The following is a 12,945-nucleotide window of genomic DNA, read 5'->3' on the forward strand; positions in this document are numbered from 1 at the left end:
TAATGTTAACTTCTAAAAAAATTCTTATCTGTGTTACTGGTGGAATTGCTGTATACAAAGCAGTTGCGCTGGTTAGTAAATTGACTCAAGCAGGCGCAAATGTAAAAGTAATGATGACAAAATCAGCAATGGAATTTGTGCAGCCGTTAAGCTTCCAAGCAATGTCTAGGAATGATGTGTATTTTGACACATTTGATGAAAAGGATTCTAGTGTAATTGCTCATATAGATTTAGCGGACTGGGCTGATCTGGTAATTGTAGCACCAGCAACAGCTAATGTGCTAGGTAAGTTAGCAAATGGTATTGCAGATGATATGGTCACTACTACTTTATTAGCGACTACTGCTGATGTATGGATAGCACCTGCGATGAACGTACATATGTATGATAATGCTGCGGTTATTCGCAATATTGCCCAACTTTCAAAAGATGGATTTCAATTTATAGAGCCTTCTGAAGGTTTTTTAGCATGTGGATATGTTGGGAAAGGTCGTTTAGAGGAACCAGAGAAGATTGTACAGTTGGTGGAGGGATATTTTGTCCCGAAAGAACTACCTTTAAAAGGAAAAAAAGTTGTAGTTACAGCCGGACCAACAAGAGAGAGAATAGACCCTGTTCGTTTTTTAACTAACTTTTCTAGTGGGAAAATGGGTTACGCTATGGCAGAAGCAGCAGCTAGTCTAGGAGCTGAAACAATTTTGATATCAGGCCCTGTCAGTTTAAGCCCACCACCAAATGTAACACTTGTTTCTGTAGAAAGTGCCAAAGAAATGTTAGATGCCGTTTTACTTCATTTTGATACAGCAACAATGGTTGTCAAAACTGCTGCTGTGGCAGATTACAAACCAAAGGAAGTTCATTTGCAAAAGATGAAAAAACAACCAGGGGAGTCTGTAATTGTATTAGAAAGAACTACTGACATTCTTTTGGAGTTAGGGAAACGAAAAAAAGACCAATTATTAATAGGTTTTGCAGCAGAAACCAATGATGTGATCCACTATGCTAAAAGCAAGTTAGATAAGAAAAATGCAGATTATATTATTGCTAATGACGTGACGGAGGAAGGATCTGGATTTGGAACAGATACGAATGCTGTTACGTTAGTAGGTAAAAATATAGAACAGTATTTTGGACATCAAACTAAAAAAGTGCTCGCTCTACAATTACTGCAAACTATTATTCAATTGGAGAAAGATGATGCCAAATGATAGTAGAAGTTATCGTAGATGTATCAGCTTATCCTATTGATCGCCCTTTTGACTATATAGTTCCTGATAAATTAGAGACAGTGATAGAGCGCGGAAGTCGAGTGCATGTACCTTTTGGAAATAGAAAAGTACAGGGGTTTATAACGAATATTAAAGAAAAATCTGATTTAGATATGTCCAAGCTAAAAGCGATTATCTCAATAATCGATGTGGAGCCTGTTATAACCGATGAATTATTACAGCTTTCCAAGTGGATGACACAAAAAACACTCTGTTATGAAATAGATGCACTTCAAGTGATGTTACCCGCCGCTCTTCGTGCTTCATATAAAAAAGAAATTCGATTAGTAGAACATGATGGTATAGATATAGAAACATTAGCTCTGTTTGGGTCAAAAGAGTCTATATCATACGAAATTTTTGAAAAAGCCGGCATGCTAAAACAGATGAAAAAATATCTGGAACAAGGGAAGTTCCAGTTAGATACTGTCATTAAGCAACAAGGTAAGGTAAAAACAATTACCAAGTATCGTATGGTACAGGATGAGGAATTAGTTCTATCACAACTAAATACGCTACCAAAAAATGCAATCAAACAAAAAGAACTTATTGAATGGCTTTTACTTAAGAAGCAACCCTCGTATACAATGCTAGAACTTAAAGATTCTACGCAAACAAATAATCATACGGTTAAAGCTTTAATAGACAAAGGGATCTTAGAAACGAAAAATAAAGAAATATACCGTGAAATAAACAGCCTAGAGTATAACGATCAGGATCATAGATTTAAATTAACAGACGAACAACAGGAAGCACTTTCTAAAATTAACAATGCACAGGACAATAATGAACATACTACTTTTCTGTTACATGGCATTACGGGTAGCGGAAAAACGGAAATTTATTTGAATGCTATTGAAAAGTCAATCAATGAAGGCAAACAGGCAATTATGCTAGTACCTGAAATATCATTGACCCCCCAAATGACTAGAAGATTTAAATTACGTTTTGACGATCAAGTAGCTGTTATGCATAGTGGGCTATCTGTCGGCGAAAAATTTGATGAATGGCGAAAAATTTGGCGTGGGGAAGTTAAGGTTGTTGTAGGAGCTAGATCTGCCATTTTTGCACCTTTTAAAAATTTAGGTTTGATAATTCTCGACGAGGAGCATGAATCTACATATAAACAAGAAGATACACCAAGATACCATGCAAGAGATGTTGCTATATGGAGAAGTAATTTTCATCAATGTCCCGTTATTTTAGGAAGTGCAACACCTTCACTTGAATCATATGCACGAGCTTCCAAGGGTGTATACAGTTTGTTAACATTACAAATGCGTGCAAAAGAACAGCCCTTACCAGTAGTGAATATTGTAGATATGCGTGCAGAGTTGAAAAATGGTAATCGTTCCATGTTCAGTGTAGATCTTGCGGATGCTGTAAGAGAAAAGCTAGAGAAAAAAGAACAAATTGTATTATTTTTAAACAAAAGAGGATTTTCATCATTCGTACTTTGCAGAGATTGTGGAACTGTAGTTGAATGCGATAATTGTGATATTTCGTTAACTTATCATCGAGAAGGCGAGCAACTGAAATGTCATTATTGCGGACATGAAGAACCTGTACCGAAGCAATGTCCAGAATGTCAAAGTGAGCATATACGATTTTTCGGAACGGGAACTCAAAAAGTAGAAGAGGAAATCACTAAGTTATTTCCTTATGCAAGAGTTCTACGGATGGATGTAGATACGACTAGGACAAAGGGTTCTCATGAACGGATCTTAAAACAATTCGGAGACGGAGAAGCAGATATTTTGCTTGGTACCCAGATGATTGCTAAAGGGCTTGATTTCCCTAATATAACACTCGTTGGAGTGTTAAACGCGGATACCACTCTGCATTTAGCCGATTTTAGAGCCGCTGAAAAAACATTTCAGCTTATGACACAAGTTAGTGGTCGAGCTGGTCGACACGATAAAGAGGGACAGGTATACATTCAAACTTATACCCCAGAGCACTATGCCATTGAATATTCAAAGTCACAGTTGTATGAACCGTTCTATCATAAAGAAATGCTAGTACGAAAACAGTTTGAATATCCACCTTTCTACTATTTAACACTTGTTCAAGTAACACATGAAAATGTTATGTTAGCATCGGAATATGCAAAATTAGCGACTGATTGGTTACGAGAGAATCTGTCCTCTACTACGATGGTCATAGGACCAACATCTAGCGCTATTAGTAAGATACAAAATAGATATCGTTACCAATGTTTGATAAAATACAAAAAAGAACCAATACTAGTTGAAAAACTTCAACAGTTAATAAAAATATACCGAACAGAGTGGATAAAAAAAGGAATCATTTTAACGATTGATTTAGATCCATCCACTATTTTATAAGGTGTTTGAAAAGAGGAAAAGAAATGGCAGTACGTTCAATCATTACACATCCCAATGATGTATTATTAAAGAAATGTGAAGAAGTTACCAAGTTTGACAATAAACTAGCAAAACTTTTAGACGATATGTATGACACGATGGTTGCTTCAGATGGAATTGGCATAGCTGCACCACAAGTTGGAGAGACAATCCAGGCAGCTATTGTCGACTTAGGTGAAGGACAAGATATTATCGAAATGATTAATCCTGAGATAGTGGAAGTCGGAGGTTCAGAAATAGAAGTGGAAGGATGTCTTAGTTTTCCCGACATTTATGGAGAAGTAGAACGTCCATTTTTTGTGAAAGTAGAAGCTCAAGATCGAACAGGAGCTTTATATGAATTACAAGCAGAGGATTATGAGGCAAGAGCGATTTTACATGAAATTGACCATTTGCACGGTGTTTTATTTACGACTAAGGTTGTTCGTTACGTTGAATTAGATGAAATTGAAAATGAGGTGGAAGAAGTATGACTTCTATTATCTTCATGGGTACCCCAGCATTCTCTGCCCCTATCTTGAGAATGTTAGTAGAAGAAGGCTATAAAGTAAAGGCTGTCGTGACTCAACCAGATCGACCAGTAGGGCGGAAGAAAGTGCTAACGGCCCCACCTGTCAAAGAAGAAGCTATGGAACTTGGCTTACCTGTCATTCAACCAAACAAACTAAAGGGATCAGAAGAGCTAGAGCAAATTATCGCACTAAAACCAGATTTGATCATCACCGCCGCTTTTGGTCAGATTCTTCCAAAAGAATTGTTGGACGTTCCTGAACTGGGATGCATAAATGTTCATGCCTCGTTGCTTCCTGCATACCGTGGAGGAGCTCCAATTCATCAGGCGATTATTGATGGCCAAAGCAAAACTGGTGTCACTATAATGTATATGGAAGAGAAATTAGACGCTGGAGATATCATCTCGCAAAGTGAGATATCTATTGAACATAAGGATGATACGGGACTATTATTTGAAAAACTAAGTGCAGTAGGCTCTAACCTACTTAAAGAAACACTGCCTTCGATTATCGCTAAAGAGAATAATCGGACAAAACAAGATGACAGCCTAGTGACATTTGCTAAAAATATTTCTCGTGAACAAGAAAGAATGGACTGGAATAATTCAGCACTACAATTACACAATCAAGTCCGTGGGCTCCATCCGTGGCCTGTAGCATATACAACATTAGAGGGACAAGTAGTGAAGATATGGAAAGCGGATACTATTAACACTCAAACAAACGAAAAGCCTGGAACTGTTGTAAAAATTGAGTCGGATTATTTCGTTGTACAAACTGGCAAATCAGATGCAATTCGCATTAATGAGTTACAACCAGCAGGTAAGAAGAAAATGTCCTCTGAAGATTATTTGCGCGGTGTAGGTTCGAAATTGCGAATAGGAGATACTTTTGAATGACTAAAAATAATGAAAAGATTTGGACAGGTAATGTTCGAGATGCAGCCCTTACTATATTAATGGCTGTTGAAAAGCAACAAGCTTATAGTAACTTACTGTTACACCAAACAATCGAAAAATATACGATTGACGCTAAAGACCGCGCTTTGCTTACGGAACTAACATACGGCACGCTTCAATATAAAATGACACTAGATTACTATTTGCAACCGTTTATAAAAGGTAAGATAGATGACTGGGTGAAGCAATTACTCCGATTATCCTTATATCAAATTCATTATTTATCTCGAATTCCTGATCATGCTGCTGTGAACGAAGCAGTAGAAATCGCGAAAAGAAGAGGACATAAAGGGATTGCCTCAGCGGTTAACGGTATATTACGGTCCATTTTAAGAGAAGGCGTACGTTCAACGGAAAATATTAAGGATAGAGAAGAGAAACTTTCCATCGAAACAAGCCACCCTCTATGGATGGTGAAGCGTTTCATATCCCAATATGGTTTTGAAACAACAGAAAAAATGTTAAAAGAAAACAACGAACCACCTGTGACTACTTTGCGAGTAAACTTATTTAAACGCACCGTTGATCAAGTAATTCATCAAATGTCTCAAGAAGGCCATGTAGTAGCTAAAAGTGAAATCATTCCTGAATGTATTTACCTGATTAACGGACAAGCAGCGAGAACAACTGCTTATCAAGAGGGCTTTGTGACCATTCAAGATGAAAGTTCAATGATTCCAGCCTATGTTCTTCAGCCAGAACCTGGAATGACCGTTCTAGATATGTGTTCAGCACCAGGTGGGAAAACTACTCATATTGCTGAAAAAATGAAAAATACAGGGAAACTTGTAGCAATGGATATTCACCAGCATAAATTAAAGCTAGTGAAGGAAAATGCCGAACGTTTAGGATTTAGTTTCATTGAAACAGTGGAGATGGACGGAAGAAAAGCTAGTGAAAACTTTGAAGAACAATCATTTGATCGAATACTTGTTGATGCTCCGTGCAGTGGACTTGGCGTTATGAAACGTAAGCCAGATATTAAATATACTAAACAGGAAAAAGATTTTGCTTCTCTTAAACCAATTCAAATGAATTTGCTTGAAGAAGCATATAAACTATTAAAACCAGATGGATTAATGGTCTATAGTACTTGTACAGTGGATTTAGAGGAAAATGAAGGTACAACACAACTATTTTTAGATGCGCATCCAGATATGAAACTTCAGCATTTTCCAGACGTTATTAAACGTATAAAGAATCAGGAAAAAGAAGGAACGCTTCAGATTTTCCCACAAGATTTACGCAGTGATGGATTTTACGTAGCTCTATTCCAAAAACAGAAATAGAGAACACTCTTTGCCAAATTCAAAAGAGGTGAATGATAAGATGAAGTTTGTTGTGAAGACGGATGTAGGTATGAAAAGAACGGTAAATGAAGATAGAGTAGAGGTTTTTAGGCGAGAAGACGGTCGTTTGCTGGCTGTAGTTGCTGATGGAATGGGTGGGCACAATGCTGGGGACGTAGCTAGTGACTTAGCTGTTTCTGAATTTAAAAAGTATTTTGCTGCATTCAATCCATTTATAGTAAAAGCAAAAGACTGGTTAACCTATACATTTCAATCGATTAACCAAACGGTTATGAGACATTCTAAAATGAGCGTAGAGTGCGCAGGTATGGGTACAACGTTAATCGCAGGTTTGTTTGAAAATCACCAAGGGATTATTGCCCATGTGGGGGATAGTCGTGTCTATTTAATATCTCCTGCGCAAGTGCTTCAAATTACACGAGATCATTCATATGTAAATGTGCTCATCGATTCGGGCGAAATAAGTGAAGAACAAGCGAAGACCCATCCCAACAAAAATGTTCTCATGAAAGCCATTGGTACGGAACGAACAATTCAACCAGATTTCTACGATATCGAGTTCCAACCAAACTCTTATTTACTTTTTTGTACAGACGGTTTGAGTAATAAGATAAGTGAATCATTAATGCAGTCCATTTTATATTCCAGTAAGACACTGGAAGAAAAAGGTCAAGATTTAGTGGAAGAAGCAAATAGTTTAGGTGGAGAAGATAATATTTCTTTAATCCTATTATATAACAATGCTGAGGAGGTGTAAGGATGCTGTTAGGCAAACGAATAAGTGGTAGATATAAATTACTTGAAATGATTGGCGGAGGCGGCATGTCCAATGTATATTTGGCACATGATATGATTTTAGATCGCGACGTAGCAATAAAAATATTACGGTATGATTTTGCAAATGAAGAAGAATTACGCCGCAGATTCCAACGTGAGGCCCTTTCTGCAACAAGCCTTACACATCCACATATTGTCAATATATATGATGTAGGCGAAGATGAGGATATTCATTATATTGTGATGGAGTATGTGAAGGGTAAAACATTAAAAGAATACATATTGCAGAATGCACCGGTTTCACCAACAAAATCAGTATTGTTTATGAAGCAACTTACTTCAGCAATTTCTACTGCGCATAATAATCATATTATTCATCGTGATATAAAGCCACAGAACATTTTGTTGGATGAAGAGGAAAATGTAAAGGTAACTGACTTCGGTATTGCGATGGCACTTAGTGCCACATCTTATACACAGACGAACTCTGTTCTAGGTACAGTGCATTATCTATCGCCTGAACAAGCGCGAGGCGGCACAGCCACGAAACAGTCGGATATTTATGCTTTAGGTATCGTGTTATTTGAGCTATTAACTGGACAACTACCATTTTCAGGGGAGTCTGCAGTATCAATCGCCTTAAAGCATTTACAAACTGAAACACCGTCTATACGGAAAATTATTCCCTCTATACCACAAAGTATTGAAAATGTCGTTTTCAAGGCTACAGCAAAAGACCCAAAAGATAGATATCTTACGGCAGAAGAAATGGCAGATGATTTAGCAACTGCTCTATCACCTGAAAGAGCAGAAGAAGCAAAATTTGCAGTAGCTATTGATGATGATGCAACGAAGGTATTGCCTGTTATTAAAGAGCCTGTGCCATTTAATGAGATAGCGGACACCCAAAAAATGTCCACATCAGATAAAGTTTCAAAACCAGGGAAGCCAAAAAGTAAGAACAAAAAAAGGAAGATATTTGGTGGGATATTAGGTGGACTAGTCCTATTAATATTACTGAGTTTCATCGTATTTCCGGGTCTCTTTAAAGCCGAAAAGGTAGAAGTTCCTGATGTTTCTAACCTAGAATTAGAAGAGGCGATTGAACAATTAGAGTCAGAAGGATTTAAAATTGGCGATGAAACATTAGAAGTTTCAGATGAAGTGGAAGAAAACAAAATTATTCGCACCACACCGGAAGCCGGTAAGTTTCGTGAAAAAAATAGTGAAATTCATTTATTTATATCGTCTGGAAAAGAATCTTTTGTCCTTGAAAATTATATCGGTAAGAATATAGATCAAGTAACTACATTGTTACCAAATTTCAATATAGAGATAAGTGAAGACTTTGATGATCAGCCAAAAGGAACTATAATAAAACAAACACCTGCTGCAGGAGAAGAGGTCATACCAGATGAAACAGATCTTCTATTTTCTGTCAGTAAAGGCCCAGATTTACGTACAGTTAGTGATTTGACTGATTGGAATGAAAAAGCTTTAAGCGATTATGAAAAATCATCTGGATTTAAGATTAAAGTTGCAAACAGAAAAAATTCGGACTCCATTCCAAAAGGAAATGTGATGGAACAATCACCGAAACCAAATGCAAAAGTAGATCCTGGAAGTACAATAAACGTAACAATTTCTGACGGTCCAAAGGCCAAGCCTACTAAATTCGTCGTGAAAACAGTTACGATTCCTTATGAACAACCTGCCGAAGAAGAGAAAGAAGAACCCGTTGAAGGCGAGGGCGATGAGGAAGAAGAAATAAAAGAAGAACCAGTTGCTCAGAAGCAAGTAGTTCGGATATACATTGAAGACAAAACACGTTCAATGTTGGAGCCTGCCGAAGAATTTGAACTTACTGAAACGGTTGTAAAACAATTGAAATTAGAAATTAGTGAAGGTCAAAAAGCAGCATATCGAATTGAGGTAAACTCTAAAACAATCTTGCAAGAAACAATTGGGTATGATGATTAAGAATAGGGAGGTTTCGGATGCCAACAGGTCAAATAAGAAAAGCATTAAGTGGATTTTATTATGTTTACGATAATGGAAAGGTTATCCAGTGTCGCGGGCGAGGTATATTTAGAAACAGAGGAGAATCACCTTTAGTCGGTGACTTTGTTGACTATACGGTGGAAGGAAATAATGATGGGACCATTACAGTTATCCATGAGAGAAAAAACAATTTAGTCCGTCCGCCTATTGCAAATATCGATCAGGCGATATTGGTTTTTTCCATTAAGGAACCAGACTTTAATACAATCTTACTCGATCGATTCCTAGTAGTATTAGAATCTTTTCATATTGAACCGATTATTTGTTTGACGAAAAGTGATCTAATGGATGAAAAATTAGAAACTCAAATTAGGGAATATATGAAGGATTACGAAAAAATAGGGTATCAATTATTTATGACATATAAAGACGATCCAGCGTTTGATGAGAAAATTACTCCTCTATTGGAAGGCAAGACAACTGTTTTGGCAGGTCAATCTGGTGTGGGTAAATCTACTTTGTTGAATACCATTTTACCTTCCTTAGATTTAAAAACTGGTGTTATTTCTAATGCATTAGGGCGAGGTAAACATACGACTAGACACGTGGAACTTATCGAGGTTTGCGGAGGTCTGCTCGCTGATACACCAGGTTTCAGCTCATTTGAGTTTGACTTGATGGAAAAAGAAGAACTTTATCGGTGTTTCCCGGAGTTTGTAGTTAAGCAAAATGATTGTAAGTTTAGAGAGTGCATGCATGTTAAGGAACCGAAATGTGCAGTAAAAGAAGCTGTAGATTCTGGTGAGATTAAGGCATATCGTTACAAACATTACTTGCAATTCTTAGAAGAAATTATGGATAGAAAGCCGAGGTACTAAATTATGGTGAAAATAGCTCCATCAATATTAGCAGCAAACTTTTCTAAACTTGGAGAAGAAGTATTAGAAGTAGAAAAAGCTGGTGCAGAACTAATTCATATCGATGTAATGGATGGTCATTTTGTTCCCAATATTACAATGGGACCAATTGTTGTGGAGGCACTTCGCCCACTTACAAAATTACCTTTAGATGTTCATTTAATGATTGAAAACGCAGATCAGTATATTGAGTCATTCGCCAAAGCGGGAGCAGATTATATTACAGTTCACGTAGAAGCGTGTCCTCATTTGCATAGAACTATCCAATTAATCCGTTCATTCGGTGTTAAACCTGGCGTTGTACTGAACCCACATACCCCAATAGAAACAATCCAGCACGTACTGGAAGATATAGATATGGTTCTTTTCATGACTGTTAACCCAGGATTTGGTGGACAGAAGTTTATTCACTCGGTTGTCCCTAAAGTGAAGCAGTTATCTGATATTATCAAACAACGAAATCTATCGATTGAGATTGAAATTGATGGTGGTATAAATGAAGAAACGATTAAACCTTGTGTCGAAGCTGGAGCTACTATATTAGTTGCAGGATCTGCCATTTATAATGCCCCTGATAAAGCAAAAGCTTTGCAAGCGATTAAAGCGGCCGGTTTAAGTGTAGTACCAAAATGAAACGTGTAGTTGTTTGTTCAGGTGGACCATCTAAGGAAGTTGTTGATTTTAAACAACTTCCTTTTCATCGAGACGAAGCTATTTTTATAGGTGCTGACCGGGGTGCATTGTGGTTGTTGAATGAGGGCATATTACCAAATGAAGCAATCGGTGATTTTGATTCCCTAACAACAGAAGAGCTAAATTTGATGAAGACTAAAGTACAAAAAGTTACGGAACTACAATCTGAAAAGGATGAAACGGATACTCATATTGCCATCCTCACAGCTTTAGACTATAAACCCAATGAAGTAATCGTAACAGGAATAACTGGCGGACGGTTAGATCACTATGAGGCGGCTTTACATGATATTTGTCGTTTGCAATTAAAAAATCCATCCATAATATTTTCCATCCAAAACAAACAAAATATTATACAGTTTTTACCTGCAGGAACACATCAGATAAATTATGATGATCATTATAAATATGTGTCTTTTTTCTCTTTTGGAGAACAGGTAGAAAATATGACTTTACATGGATTTTTGTACAATGTTGATAAGGAATTTATGGATGTAGGGAATGCAAAATTTACAAGTAATGAACTTAAAGACCAAACAGGTACTATCTCTTTTACCGCGGGCATATGTTTAATGATAAGAAGTAGCGACTAAAAGGGAGGAATTGTGTGAAGGTCTACACATTTAGATTGCCTAAATCCGTAAGTAGTTTTGTGAAGGTTTGTATACGGCTATTTAAAAAAGAAGAAAAGAAGAAATGAAAAAATGCCAGGTCGACGAAAGTCGGTCTGGCATTAATTATGAGTGCGATTAAACGCGCTCAATTTTTCCTGATTTTAAAGCTCTCGCAGAAACCCATACACGTTTTGGTTTACCGTCTACAAGAATGCGTACTTTTTGAAGGTTAGCTCCCCATGTACGTTTAGTAGAGTTCATTGCGTGAGAACGAGCATTACCCGAACGAGCTTTACGCCCAGTGATTGCACATACTTTTGGCATTATATTTCCTCCTTTAAAAAAGAAGCTGAAAGATTTTTCAGTTCGATATTTCACATACTTTAATAATTTACCACAGACCTTAATGAAGTGCAAGACTTATCAAGAAAAAAACCTTTACAGTATAAAAAAGTGTAAGCGCCTATGCAAGCCCCGAAAAACACTGGAAGATTTAGTTTGCGAAAAATAATAGTGCCACTGTGATTTCCGCTTCAGGCGGACGCTTTCCGCGGGGTGAGCGATGAGCTATCACCGTCGCTACGCGTCGATGTGATATCTCATCTGTCTCCCTCATCCCGCTGGAGTCGCCGCCTTGCGCTACAATCAATAAGTGTGTAGTAACATATTATAAGATTTAGCAAAGCTTATCGCTTAGATGTTAAGGTTGGACACATTTTAGAAAGTGATTAAGTTATTTGTAAACGCTTATGAAGTAAAATGCTATTACACGATGATTGATGAAGAATGCATACTTTCCTTAATACTAGTGGCAATAAATGAAGTAGTAAGTGTTTGCCCTCTAGAGAAGTATGATAGCTCCCGAAATTATATCTTCGAGAGCTTCCACTATGTATAGAAAGGTATCTTTTCTCTAGTTATCCGAAAATGTACTAACCTGTTTCTAAGAGTTAAAGTAGGGTGTAAGACAGACAAATGCTATAAAATTACCTATACAAAGAAGTGATAAAACAGGTTGTATAAAACTAGCACATTTTCCCAAACCGTTGAAAAAGTGGACGAAAGTAAACGTCTCTTTTATAATTTTAATGGGTGTAGTACAATAAAAGATAGTCAAAAAGACTTGGAGGTCTTATCATGTCAATTGAATTGAAAAATGAATTCGGACTAATTGATATATCACAAGATACAGTTGCTCAAATTGCTGGAGGAGCCGCTATTGAATGTTATGGAATAGTTGGTATGGCTTCAAAGCATCAAATTCGCGATGGATTAACAGATATATTAAGAAAAGAAAACTTCACTAAAGGTGTTTTAGTGAGACAAGAAAAAGAAGATTTACATATTGATATGTATATTATAGTTAGCTATGGCACGAAAATTTCAGAAATAGCCTACCAAGTACAGTCAAAAGTCAAATACACACTAAACAAATCTCTTGGTATGTCAGTGAAATCCGTTAATGTGTATGTTCAAGGAGTTCGCGTGGCAAACGTGTAAATAAGGA

At 37.0% G+C, this 12,945-nt stretch carries 13 protein-coding genes; 12 read left to right on the forward strand and 1 reads right to left on the reverse strand.

The features are described from left to right. The first annotated feature begins 2 nt into the window (after positions 1–2). Genes coaBC through spoVM form a run of 11 tightly spaced genes read left to right on the forward strand, consistent with a single transcriptional unit; the run spans position 3 to position 11,524 of the window. Positions 3–1,208, forward strand: coding sequence for a bifunctional phosphopantothenoylcysteine decarboxylase/phosphopantothenate--cysteine ligase CoaBC (gene coaBC / locus MHI40_RS05885; RefSeq protein WP_340761893.1), 1,206 nt, complete (start codon positions 3–5; stop codon positions 1,206–1,208). Continuing rightward, positions 1,205–3,616 carry a primosomal protein N' gene (gene priA, locus MHI40_RS05890; protein ID WP_340761894.1) on the forward strand — a complete coding sequence of 804 codons (2,412 nt, stop codon included), beginning with the start codon at positions 1,205–1,207 and terminating at the stop codon, positions 3,614–3,616. Before coaBC ends, priA begins: the two co-directional genes overlap by 4 nt. A 23-nt stretch (positions 3,617–3,639) precedes the next feature. Continuing rightward, positions 3,640–4,128 (forward strand): peptide deformylase, encoded by a 489-nt coding sequence (def, locus tag MHI40_RS05895; protein WP_093535242.1) that lies wholly within the window; start codon positions 3,640–3,642, stop codon positions 4,126–4,128. Beyond that, positions 4,125–5,066 carry a methionyl-tRNA formyltransferase gene (gene fmt, locus MHI40_RS05900; protein WP_340761895.1) on the forward strand — a complete coding sequence of 314 codons (942 nt, stop codon included), beginning with the start codon at positions 4,125–4,127 and terminating at the stop codon, positions 5,064–5,066. The genes def and fmt overlap by 4 nt, the downstream gene beginning before the upstream one ends. Continuing rightward, positions 5,063–6,415, forward strand: coding sequence for a 16S rRNA (cytosine(967)-C(5))-methyltransferase RsmB (rsmB, locus tag MHI40_RS05905; protein ID WP_340761896.1), 1,353 nt, complete (start codon positions 5,063–5,065; stop codon positions 6,413–6,415). The genes fmt and rsmB overlap by 4 nt, the downstream gene beginning before the upstream one ends. Before the next feature lie 40 nt (positions 6,416–6,455). After that, entirely contained in the window at positions 6,456–7,193 is a 738-nt protein-coding gene (locus tag MHI40_RS05910) for a Stp1/IreP family PP2C-type Ser/Thr phosphatase (RefSeq protein ID WP_093535236.1), read from the forward strand. Between the two features lie 2 nt (positions 7,194–7,195). Beyond that, positions 7,196–9,193, forward strand: coding sequence for a Stk1 family PASTA domain-containing Ser/Thr kinase (pknB, locus tag MHI40_RS05915; protein ID WP_340761897.1), 1,998 nt, complete (start codon positions 7,196–7,198; stop codon positions 9,191–9,193). 17 nt (positions 9,194–9,210) lie between these two features. After that, positions 9,211–10,092: a ribosome small subunit-dependent GTPase A gene (gene rsgA, locus MHI40_RS05920; RefSeq protein ID WP_093535232.1), complete on the forward strand. Its 882-nt coding sequence runs from the start codon at positions 9,211–9,213 to the stop codon at positions 10,090–10,092. A 3-nt stretch (positions 10,093–10,095) separates the two neighbouring features. Beyond that, positions 10,096–10,764 carry a ribulose-phosphate 3-epimerase gene (gene rpe / locus MHI40_RS05925; protein WP_093535230.1) on the forward strand — a complete coding sequence of 223 codons (669 nt, stop codon included), beginning with the start codon at positions 10,096–10,098 and terminating at the stop codon, positions 10,762–10,764. Further along, entirely contained in the window at positions 10,761–11,417 is a 657-nt protein-coding gene (locus MHI40_RS05930) for a thiamine diphosphokinase (RefSeq protein ID WP_340761898.1), read from the forward strand. The genes rpe and MHI40_RS05930 overlap by 4 nt, the downstream gene beginning before the upstream one ends. A 14-nt stretch (positions 11,418–11,431) precedes the next feature. Then, on the forward strand, positions 11,432–11,524 hold the full coding sequence (gene spoVM, locus MHI40_RS05935) for a stage V sporulation protein SpoVM (RefSeq protein ID WP_093535226.1): 93 nt from the start codon (positions 11,432–11,434) through the stop codon (positions 11,522–11,524). A gap of 49 nt (positions 11,525–11,573) precedes the next feature. Here the strand turns inward: spoVM and rpmB are convergent, their stop codons facing one another. Beyond that, positions 11,574–11,762 carry a 50S ribosomal protein L28 gene (gene rpmB / locus MHI40_RS05940; protein ID WP_090562690.1) on the reverse strand — a complete coding sequence of 63 codons (189 nt, stop codon included), beginning with the start codon at positions 11,760–11,762 and terminating at the stop codon, positions 11,574–11,576. Positions 11,763–12,575: 813 nt separating this feature from the next. Here rpmB and MHI40_RS05945 point away from each other — a divergent pair. Beyond that, a complete protein-coding gene (locus tag MHI40_RS05945; protein ID WP_093535224.1) occupies positions 12,576–12,938 on the forward strand; it encodes an Asp23/Gls24 family envelope stress response protein in 363 nt (120 codons plus the stop codon). Positions 12,939–12,945: the final 7 nt, after the last annotated feature.

It is taken from the genome of Psychrobacillus sp. FSL H8-0510 (assembly GCF_038008345.1).
In the GTDB taxonomy this organism is placed as follows: domain Bacteria; phylum Bacillota; class Bacilli; order Bacillales_A; family Planococcaceae; genus Psychrobacillus; species Psychrobacillus psychrotolerans.

What these genes read in the sequence shown, in the direction of transcription:
- rsgA (WP_093535232.1), top strand. Translation starts at nt 9,211, where the DNA reads ATGCCAACAGGTCAAATAAGAAAAGCATTAAGTGGATTTTATTATGTT.
- MHI40_RS05930 (WP_340761898.1), top strand. Translation starts at nt 10,761, where the DNA reads ATGAAACGTGTAGTTGTTTGTTCAGGTGGACCATCTAAGGAAGTTGTT.
- pknB (WP_340761897.1), top strand. Translation starts at nt 7,196, where the DNA reads ATGCTGTTAGGCAAACGAATAAGTGGTAGATATAAATTACTTGAAATG.
- MHI40_RS05945 (WP_093535224.1), top strand. Translation starts at nt 12,576, where the DNA reads ATGTCAATTGAATTGAAAAATGAATTCGGACTAATTGATATATCACAA.
- coaBC (WP_340761893.1), top strand. Translation starts at nt 3, where the DNA reads ATGTTAACTTCTAAAAAAATTCTTATCTGTGTTACTGGTGGAATTGCT.
- rpe (WP_093535230.1), top strand. Translation starts at nt 10,096, where the DNA reads ATGGTGAAAATAGCTCCATCAATATTAGCAGCAAACTTTTCTAAACTT.
- rsmB (WP_340761896.1), top strand. Translation starts at nt 5,063, where the DNA reads ATGACTAAAAATAATGAAAAGATTTGGACAGGTAATGTTCGAGATGCA.
- rpmB (WP_090562690.1), bottom strand. Translation starts at nt 11,762, where the DNA reads ATGCCAAAAGTATGTGCAATCACTGGGCGTAAAGCTCGTTCGGGTAAT.
- priA (WP_340761894.1), top strand. Translation starts at nt 1,205, where the DNA reads ATGATAGTAGAAGTTATCGTAGATGTATCAGCTTATCCTATTGATCGC.
- def (WP_093535242.1), top strand. Translation starts at nt 3,640, where the DNA reads ATGGCAGTACGTTCAATCATTACACATCCCAATGATGTATTATTAAAG.
- MHI40_RS05910 (WP_093535236.1), top strand. Translation starts at nt 6,456, where the DNA reads ATGAAGTTTGTTGTGAAGACGGATGTAGGTATGAAAAGAACGGTAAAT.
- fmt (WP_340761895.1), top strand. Translation starts at nt 4,125, where the DNA reads ATGACTTCTATTATCTTCATGGGTACCCCAGCATTCTCTGCCCCTATC.